Annotated in this window: 12 protein-coding genes; 5 read left to right on the plus strand and 7 right to left on the minus strand. The window is 71.7% G+C overall.

Features of this window, described 5'->3' with window-relative positions; translation table 11 throughout:
• From GEV07_29915 to GEV07_29930, 4 genes are all read right to left on the minus strand, one after another.
• The coding region (locus GEV07_29915) for a hypothetical protein (GenBank protein ID MQA06737.1) at window positions 1–758 on the minus strand (758 nt) is incomplete at its 3' end.
• A gap of 55 nt (window positions 759–813) precedes the next feature.
• Window positions 814–1,314, minus strand: coding sequence for a hypothetical protein (locus tag GEV07_29920; GenBank protein ID MQA06738.1), 501 nt, complete (start codon window positions 1,312–1,314; stop codon window positions 814–816).
• Window positions 1,311–1,553, minus strand: coding sequence for a hypothetical protein (locus tag GEV07_29925; GenBank protein ID MQA06739.1), 243 nt, complete (start codon window positions 1,551–1,553; stop codon window positions 1,311–1,313). The genes GEV07_29920 and GEV07_29925 overlap by 4 nt, the downstream gene beginning before the upstream one ends.
• Before the next feature lie 66 nt (window positions 1,554–1,619).
• Window positions 1,620–3,419 (minus strand): glycoside hydrolase family 15 protein, encoded by a 1,800-nt coding sequence (locus tag GEV07_29930; protein MQA06740.1) that lies wholly within the window; start codon window positions 3,417–3,419, stop codon window positions 1,620–1,622.
• 54 nt (window positions 3,420–3,473) lie between these two features.
• Here GEV07_29930 and GEV07_29935 point away from each other — a divergent pair, with 54 nt between their 5' ends.
• On the plus strand, window positions 3,474–3,848 hold the full coding sequence (locus GEV07_29935; protein ID MQA06741.1) for a hypothetical protein: 375 nt from the start codon (window positions 3,474–3,476) through the stop codon (window positions 3,846–3,848).
• Here GEV07_29935 and fdhD read toward each other — a convergent pair.
• Window positions 3,838–4,680 (minus strand): formate dehydrogenase accessory sulfurtransferase FdhD, encoded by an 843-nt coding sequence (fdhD, locus tag GEV07_29940; GenBank protein ID MQA06742.1) that lies wholly within the window; start codon window positions 4,678–4,680, stop codon window positions 3,838–3,840. The two genes, GEV07_29935 and fdhD, sit on opposite strands and share 11 nt — an antisense overlap.
• A gap of 32 nt (window positions 4,681–4,712) precedes the next feature.
• A complete protein-coding gene (locus tag GEV07_29945) occupies window positions 4,713–5,591 on the minus strand; it encodes a diacylglycerol kinase (GenBank protein MQA06743.1) in 879 nt (292 codons plus the stop codon).
• 52 nt (window positions 5,592–5,643) lie between these two features.
• On the opposite strand from GEV07_29945, the gene GEV07_29950 reads away from it, so the two are divergent.
• From GEV07_29950 to GEV07_29960, 3 genes are read left to right on the plus strand one after another with little or no spacing between them, the layout of a single operon-like run.
• Entirely contained in the window at window positions 5,644–5,985 is a 342-nt protein-coding gene (locus tag GEV07_29950) for a hypothetical protein (GenBank protein MQA06744.1), read from the plus strand.
• A gap of 9 nt (window positions 5,986–5,994) precedes the next feature.
• Entirely contained in the window at window positions 5,995–7,008 is a 1,014-nt protein-coding gene (moaA, locus tag GEV07_29955) for a GTP 3',8-cyclase MoaA (GenBank protein ID MQA06745.1), read from the plus strand.
• Window positions 7,009–7,055: 47 nt separating this feature from the next.
• Window positions 7,056–7,586, plus strand: a complete 531-nt coding sequence (locus GEV07_29960; protein MQA06746.1) for an NTP transferase domain-containing protein — start codon at window positions 7,056–7,058, stop codon at window positions 7,584–7,586.
• Window positions 7,587–7,590: 4 nt separating this feature from the next.
• Here the strand turns inward: GEV07_29960 and GEV07_29965 are convergent, their stop codons facing one another.
• The gene (locus GEV07_29965; protein MQA06747.1) at window positions 7,591–8,316 is read right to left on the minus strand and encodes an FCD domain-containing protein; all 726 of its coding nucleotides are present in this window, start codon (window positions 8,314–8,316) and stop codon (window positions 7,591–7,593) included.
• Window positions 8,317–8,377: 61 nt separating this feature from the next.
• On the opposite strand from GEV07_29965, the gene GEV07_29970 reads away from it, so the two are divergent.
• A partial coding sequence (locus GEV07_29970) for an aldehyde dehydrogenase family protein (GenBank protein MQA06748.1) occupies window positions 8,378–8,691 on the plus strand: 314 nt, incomplete at its 3' end.

An 8,691-nucleotide genomic window follows, 5' to 3' on the forward strand; every position in this document is an offset into this window, starting at 1 on the left:
GGTTCGTCGCCGAGGGCCGCCGCGAATTCCTCGTGGCTCGGGCTACGTGGTTCGGGTTGGCTGCGTGGGGTCGGTTCGTCGCCGAGGGCCGCCGCGAATTCCTCGTGGCTCGGGCCGCGTGGTTCGGGTTGGCTGCGTGGGGTCGGTTCGTCGCCGAGGGCCGCCGCGAATTCCTCGTGGCTCGGGCCGCGTGGTTCGGGTTGGCTGCGTGGGGTCGGTTCGCCGCCCAGCGCCCGGGCGAGCTCCTCGTAGCTCGGGTTCTGCTGCGCTGGCCGGCCGGTGGCGAGCTGTTCGGCAGCCGCGCGGACCTGCGGCTGGTCGGTTGTCCGCTCGTCCTCCCCGTTCAGCAGCCGCGCGATGCGGCTGTTCGGGTCGTACGTGGTCTCTTGCGTGGGGGTCTCGACCTGCCGGGTGGACTCGAGCACCTGGCCGACGAACGCTTCCGCACTCGGATAGCCGACGAGACCCTGTTGCTGCATCTCCGGTGAGGCGAGCGCGGCGCCGATGGCGGCGTGACCCTGCGGTGTCGGCAGGCCGCGGCTCAGGACGTCCGCCTGCTCGGCGTCGAAGACCTGCTCGCCGTTCGCGGCGCGCTGGTTCGACTCGTGCAGGTGGAGCACGGCTTCGCGCGGCGTGTTGACGGGTATCGAGGGGCCGTAGGTGGCGCCGCGCCCCATGAGCAGCTGGGTGTACTCGACGAGGGCCTCCTCGCCCTGCCGGTACACCTCGCCACCGTCACCCAGGTCGAACTCGGACATCACTTCCCCGTACGTAGGACTGTCACCGTGGCGGTGCCGGCTAGCAGTCTAGAGGTCAAGCGGCGGCTGCTGGGCCGTAGGAACGCACTAGCTCACCGGCCGCCGTCGCTGCGTAGCCGGCCGGTGGGCCCTTCCTTGGCCTTGTCGGCCCGGTTAGGCACCGGCCGCGGCGGCAGTGCCGCCGCGGCCGGAACGACGGCGGTTGCGGGAACTTCCCGCGCTCCGTCGGCCGGGTCTGCTGGTTCATGCGACCGTCTCTGGCCTGCTGTGGTTGCGCTGCGCGGACGGCGACCACCTGCTCGCTAGTGGCATGCAGCCGCTGGATGACCCCCAGTGCGTGACTGGGGTTCTCGATCGTGGACAGCGGAGAGTCCCTGAACGCCGCGGGGCTGCGAGTGCGGGCCGTACGCTCGTTGTTCGCCTGCTGGATGAGCGCGGCAGCGAGGTGCTGCCTCGCGTTGGGGGAGTCGAGGGCCGCCTTGAGGTGTCCCGCGTGCTCGTTGTCGAGCGCCTCCCGGCCGCGGCCGGCGGCTACCTGCTGGTCGAGTGCGGTCATGTACCGCAGTACGCCGGCGCACTGGTGACCCGGAGACGCTGGTCGGTCCCTGGGACGGGCGCTCGGTCGCCCCAGCGCGTCTCCAGGTATCGCTGGTACCGCTGCATCGCCCGCACCCCGTCGACCGTCACCGCGCGGGGGTTGGTGCTTGCCGCCCGTTCCGGGGACCCCACGGGGGCGTGGTAGTCGCCGTCGAGCGCCCGTTCGATGTGGCTCCTCGAGTCCTCGCCGCCGGCCATGCGTCCCCCACTCCGTGTCGCCTTCGCGGGTCCTGACGCGGGCGGCCGCGGCGCCGTTCCACCGGGCTAGGGGTTCGGGACGAACGAGCGGTGCGTCATGTCGTGCTCGGAGAGGTTGTACGCCGTGCGGATCAGCTGGGTGTGGCTGAACGCCTGCGGGAAGTTGCCGACCAGCCGCTGGTTGGTCAGGTCGTACTCCTCGGCGAGCAGCCCGACGTCGTTGCGTACCTCGAGGAGCTTCTCGAACAGCTCGCGGGCGTCGTGGGTGCGCCCGATGAGCTGCAGGTCGTCGGCGAGCCAGAAGCTGCACATCAGGAACGTGCCCTCCTCGCCGGCGAGCCCGTCGATGTTCTCGGTGTGCACGGTGTCGTACCTGGCGACGAAGCCGTCGGTGGTGAGCTCGCGCTGGATCGCCTCCACGGTGCCGATCACCCGCTCGTCGGACGGCGGCAGGAAGCCCACCTGGGGGATCAGCAACAGGGACGCGTCGAGCTCGCTCGACCCGTACGCCTGGGTGAAGCTGCGCTTGTCCGGGTCCCAGCCCTTCTCGCAGACCTCCGCGTGGATGTCGTCACGCACCGCGCGCCACTTGTCCAACGGGCCGTCGAGCTCGCTCTCCTCGACGGTGCGGATCGCCCGGTCGAGCGCGACCCAGATCATCACCTTGGAGTGCACGAAGTGCCGTGGCTCGCCCCGCATCTCCCACAGCCCCTGGTCCGGCTCCTGCCACCGTTCCGCGATGTAGTTGACCAGCGCCCGCTGGATCGCCCACGCGTACTCGTCCGGCTGCAGGCCGTTGAGGCGACCGAGGTGGAGCGCGCTCATCACCTCGCCGAAGACGTCGTGCTGAACCTGCTCGGCGGCTGCGTTGCCGACCCGCACCGGCTGCGAGCCCTCGTAGCCACTCAGCCACGGCAGCTCGTACTCGTCGATCCTGCGTTCGCCCGCGACGCCGTACATGATCTGGATGTCCTGCGGGCTGCCGGCGATCGCCCGCAGCAGCCAGGTGCGCCACGCGCCCGCCTCCGCGGTGTACCCGCCGCGCATGAGCGCCTCCAGGGTGACCGTGGCGTCGCGCAGCCAGCAGAACCGGTAGTCCCAGTTCCGCTCGCCGCCGAGCGTCTCCGGCAGCGACGTGGTCGCGGCCGCCGTGATGCCGCCCGTCGGTGCGTAGGTGAGCGCCTTCAACGTGATCAGCGACCGCACCACGGCGTCGCGGTACTTCCCCGTGTACGTGCACGAGCTGACCCAGTTGCGCCAGAACTCCTCGGTCTGCGCGAGCGCGACACCGGCGTCCACCGGCATCGGCGCCGGCTCGTGCGACGGGTGCCAGGTGAGCACGAACGGCACCTGCTGGCCCTCGAGCACCTCGAACTGGGCGACGGTGCGGAAGTTCTCGCCGTGCGTGTCGACGGGTGTGCGCAGCCACACCGAGTCGGGGCCGGCGATGCCGGCCACCTGGCCGCCGAGGTGGCGCACCCAGGGCACGATGTGCCCGTAGTCGAACCGCATCCGCAGGTCGAACGACATCCGGACCCGGCCGGAGATGCCCTCGACCACGCGCACGACGTCCGGTGCGACGTCACGGTTCGGCATGAAGTCGATGATGCGAACGCTGCCGTCGGCGGTGTCCCACCGGGTCTCGAGCACGAGCGTGTCCGGCCGGTACCTGCGCGTGGTGGCCAGCCCGCCACCGGTGGGCGCGATCTGCCAGCGGCCGTTCTCCTCGTCGCCGAGCAGCGCGGCGAACACCGCGTCGGAGTCGAACCGCGGCAGACACAACCAGTCGATGGAGCCGTCCCTCCCGACGAGCGCGCAGCTCTGCATGTCGCCGATGAGTGCGTAGTCCTCGATGCGTAGTGGCACCTTCACCTCCGGGCTGCTCGGACTGCTTCAGCCATGGAACCGTAAGCTGGACCTGTGCCGGTACGCAGGTCTCCCGATCCCCGCCGCATCGTGGTCATCACGATCGCGTCGCTCGCCTTCGTGATCGCCGTCGCAGTGGTCACGACCCTGTACAGCGGCTTCGGGGCGCTCGGCCAACGGTACGTGGTCGTGCACTTCGACTCCTCGGTCTCCAAGGCGGACCGCGAGTGGGTGCAGCAGGCGTGCGCCGACCCGCCGGTGGTGCGAGCGGTGCCGCTCAGCTCCGGTGGCAAGGGCAAGGCGGGCAGCAGCGAGGCGCGCTACCGGGTGGACGAGGCCAGCGAGGGCGACATCGCCGTGCTGAGCAAGTGTCTGAAGAAGCATGACGGCGTGCTCGGCATCGACATCAGCGACCTGACTACGGGCTGACGTCCGCCAGGCCGGTCAGGCGTGCTGTGTGGGTGTAGACGTTCATCGTCTCGCCGCGCAGGAAACCGACCAGCGTCATGCTCGCCTCGTCGGCGAGGTCGACGGCGAGCGTGGACGGTGCCGACACCGCGGCGACGACCGGTACTCCGGCCAGCAGCGCCTTCTGCACCAGCTCGAACGACGCGCGGCCGCTGAGCAGCACCAGGTGGCCGGCGAGCGGCAGCATCTCCTGCCGCAGCGCCCAGCCGACGAGCTTGTCGAGCGCGTTGTGCCGGCCGATGTCCTCGCGCAGGCACACCAGCTCGCCGTCGGCGGTGAAGAGGCCGGCGGCGTGCAGGCCGCCGGTGCGCTCGAACACCTGCTGTTCCTGCCGCAGCCGGTCGGGCAGCGACCACAGCGTGTCGACGTGCACGGCGGTCGGGTCGGTGCCGAGGTCGTACGGCTGGTTGAGGCGCACCGCGTCCAGGCTGGCCTTGCCGCAGATGCCGCACGAGCTGGTGGTGTAGAAGTTCCGCGTCACGTCGAGCAGCGGGGCGGACAGGCCGGGGGCGAGGGTGGCGTCGACCACGTTGTACGTGTTGCGGCCCTCGTCGTCCTTGCCGGCGCAGTAGCGCATGCCGAGCAGGTCGTCGGGCTTGGTCACCACGTCCTCGGTGGCGAGGAAGCCGGCGACCAGGTCGAAGTCGTCACCTGGCGTGCGCATGGTGACGGTCAGCGGCTCGCCGCCGACGCGGATCTCGAGCGGTTCCTCCGCGACCAGCGTGTCCGGTCGCGTGACCTGCCGGTGCGCCTCGACGCGGAGCACCCGCCTGCGGTCGGTAACCCGTCCCATGGCACAAGCGTCGCACGTGGGTGCGTGAACGGCTACGGTACGCAGACTTCCAGTGCCTCGGGCTCCATCCGCACGGTGAGCCGGTCGCTGGGCTCGATCGGGTCGCCGTCCAGCTGCCGGTTCGCGACCGTCTTCACCACGTGGACGTCCACCGCGGCCGCCGTCCGGCGGAGCACCTGGTCGTGCGGCTGCCTGCGCAGCGTCTTGTACACCACCCCGAGCCAGTCGACGGGACGGCGCGGCGCCACCACGACGACGTCGAACCGGCCGTCGTGGTCGCTCGCCTCCGGTGCCACCGAGAGCCCGCCGCGCAGCTCGCTGACGTTGGCGACCAGCACGGTGCGGACCCGGTGCCTGCGGGGCGGCCCGTCGTCGAGCGCGATGTCCACGGTGAGGCTGGGACCGCCGAGGTGCCTGAGCGCGGACACTACATACGCGAGCCAGCCGACGCTCCGTTTCAGTGCCGCGGGCGCGTCGTGCAGCAGGTCGGCGTCGAAACCCATACCGGCCGCCACGGCGAAGCGCAGCCCGTCCACCCGGCCGACGTCGATCCGCCGCCGGTTGCCGTGCAGCGCGACGTCGACGGCCGCGGGGACGTCGGTGGGGAGGCCGAGGTTGCCGGCGAGCAGGTTCCCTGTGCCTGCTGGCAGGACGGCCAGCGCGGCCTGGCTGCCGGCGAGCGCGTCGACGCAGGAGCGGACCGTGCCGTCGCCACCGCACGCGAACACGATGCGTGCCCCGGCCCGTACGGCCTGCGTGGCCTGGTCGGCGCCGGGGGAGTCCGCGGTGGTCTCGTACCACGCCGGCGGCGGCCAGCCGGCGTCCGTGAGCAGGGCGTGGACGTCCTTGCGCAGCTGCTCGGCGTCGCACTTCGTGGGGTTGACGACGACGGCGGTCCGGAGGCTGGCCACCCCGCGAGCATACGGTGCGAGCGCCGTGCCGGCAGGCGCCTACGCTGGGGTCATGGCGAAGAGCAGGAAGACGAGGGACGACGTGGGCGAGAGGCAGCAGAAGCGGCACCGCGTGCGCAAGCTGGTCGGCTGGACGGCCGCCGGGCTGTGCGTCGCCGCCGTGGTGCAGGAGCTGCGCAAGCCGCAGGGCGAGCGCACCTGGACCGGTCGGGTCGGCGGCTTCGTGCCGTACGACCTGCGCTGGCCGGTGACCGAGGAGCGGGTGCGGGCCGCGGTGTGGGACCCGAAGTCCGACGCGCTGTTCACACCGCACGCCTTCGGTGTTGGCTGGAGCGTCAACTTCGCGCGGCTGCTCGACCTCGCGGAGGAGGCACTCGACGGTGCGAAACGTTAGCCTGGGTGGATGACCACGGCACCGACGAACGGCCCGCTGCTGGACACATTCGGCCGGGTCGCCACTGACCTGCGGGTATCGCTGACCGACCGTTGCAACCTGCGGTGCACGTACTGCATGCCGGCGGAAGGGCTGCCGTGGCTGCCGAAGCCCGAGCTGCTCACCGACGACGAGGTCGTCCACCTGGTGGACGTAGCGGTGCGGCTGCTCGGCGTCCGTGAGGTCAGGTACACCGGTGGTGAACCGTTGCTGCGGCGTGGCATCGCGGACATCGTCACGAAGACGACCGCGCTCGAGCCGCGGCCCGAGGTGTCCGTCACGACGAACGGGATCGGGCTCGACCGGCTCGCCGGTGCGCTGCGCGAGGCGGGGCTGGACCGGGTGAACGTCTCGCTCGACACGCTGCGCCCGGCCACGTTCAGGGAGCTGGCCAGGCGCGACCGGCTGGAGGACGTCCTCGACGGGCTCGCCGCCGCGGCGGCCGCGGGGCTCACCCCCGTGAAGGTCAACGCGGTGCTGATGCGCGACGTGAACGAGGACGAGGTCGTCGACCTGCTCGAGTACTGCCTGGAGCACGGTTACGAGCTGCGGTTCATCGAGCAGATGCCACTGGACGCCCAGCACGGCTGGCGCCGCGACACGATGGTGACAGCGGACGAGATCCACGAACGGCTCGCGCAGCGGTTCACGCTCACCCCTGACCCGGCGTACGAACGGGGCAGCGCGCCGGCCGAACGCTTCCTGGTCGACGGCGGACCCGGACGGGTCGGGGTGATCGCGTCCGTCACCCGGCCGTTCTGCGGCGCCTGCGACCGGGTGCGGCTCACCGCGGACGGGCAGGTGCGCAACTGCCTGTTCGCCAGGGAGGAGTCCGACCTCCGGACCGCGCTGCGCGCGGGCGTCCGCGACGAGGAGCTCGCCGACCGGTGGCGCGCTGCGATGTGGGTGAAGAAGCCTGGCCACGGCATCGACGACCCCGGCTTCCTGCAGCCGACGCGTCCGATGTCCGCCATCGGTGGCTGACGCCCGTGTACGACGCCGTGGTGTTGACCGGCGGTCGGGGTACGAGGATGGCCGACCCGGCGAAGACACTGCGGGGGGTGGGTGGCCGGCGGCTGCTCGACCGGGTGCTGGACGCGTGCGCCGAGGCGACCCGCATCGTCGTCGTGGGGGAGCAGACCCAGGTGGGCCGGTCGGTCACCTGGGCGCGTGAGGACCCGCCGGGCGGCGGCCCGGTGCCGGCCCTGCGCGCCGGGCTGGCCCAGGTGCGGGCCGACCAGGTCGCCGTCGTCGCCGGTGACCTGCCGTTCCTGCAGCTCTCCGACGTACGGCTGCTGAGTCTGCTCGCGCACCCGCCGGCGGCCGGCGGCGTGCTCGTGGACGACACCGGCAGGGAGCAGTGGCTGGCCGGGGTGTGGCGTACGCAGACGCTGCTGGCCGCGCTCACCGGCTACACCGGCAACTCGCTGCACGGCGTCCTGACGCCGCTGCGCCCACGGCCGCTCGCGGTGTTCGCCACCGCCCGTCCGCGCCCCTGGCAGGACTGCGACACCCCGGAGCAGCTCGCCCACGCCGAACGGCTACTGCAGGAGTGCCCCTGACCGGTCAGAGCTCGGCGGAACGCATGCTCGGCAGGGTCAGCAGGGCGTCCACGCTGTTGCGCTTGGCTTCGACGACACCGTCCCTGGCCACCTGTTCCGCTCGGTCGGCGTCGTCTGACGCCAGCGCCTCGACCAGGTCGCGGTGGCCCTGCTCGTGCACCGGGTCGTCCGGGCTGGCGAGGGTCAGGCCGAGGTAGTAGAGGCGGTGCATCTCCTCAAGCACCGTCGCGAGGAACCTGGTCAGTCGCGGGTTGCCGGCCGCCTCCGCGATGAGCAGGTGGAACTCGCTGTTGACCCGCTGGAAGCGCTCGACGCTGTCCGGGTCGTCCGGGTGGTAGCCGATGTGGCAGAGCCGGTCCAGCTCGCGCAGCTGTTGCTGGTCCACCCGCCCGGTCGCCAGCCGTGCGGCGGCCGGTTCGAGCAGCAGCCGGACGTCGAACAGGTCGACGACGTCCTGCGCGGTGACCGTGCTGATCATGTAGCCCTGTCGGGGCACCGCCACGACCAGCCCGTCGTGCGAGAGCCGCTGCAGCGCAGCCCGTACGGCCGCCTTGCCGTGGTTGGTCATCTCGGTCAGCTGCGCCTCGCTGACGCGCGCGCCCGGGCGGAGGCGGCACTGGATGATCGCCTTCTTGATCGCGTCGTACGCGCGATCCGCGAGGGACGCGCCCCCGGCCTTCCCCGGTGCGGAGAGCATGGCCGCTAACATACCACGACGCGCTCTTGACATGTCACAAGCCCCGCCGTGTAAAGGTCTACGGCACTGACCGGCTCAGGCGAGGTGGCCGAGGATGGTGGGAACCGCAGTGTCGTCGGCGCAGCTTGCTGTGCTCAACCCGGCGACGCACGCGCTCGTGGACCGCGTGCCCGACATGTCGCTCGAGGCGATCGGGCAGGCGATCGGACGCGCGCACGCGGCGTTCGCCGGCTGGCGGTCCACGCCCGCGGACCACCGGGCGGAGATCCTGAAGGAGGCCGCGCGCCTGATGCGCGCCCGGCAGGACGAGCTGGCCCGTACGGTGACGCTGGAGAGCGGCAAGCCGCTCGCCGAGGCCCGCGGCGAGGTCGGCGTCGCCGCGCACTTCCTGGAGTGGAACGCCGAGGA

It is taken from the genome of Streptosporangiales bacterium, assembly GCA_009379825.1.
GTDB lineage: Bacteria > Actinomycetota > Actinomycetes > Streptosporangiales > WHST01 > WHST01.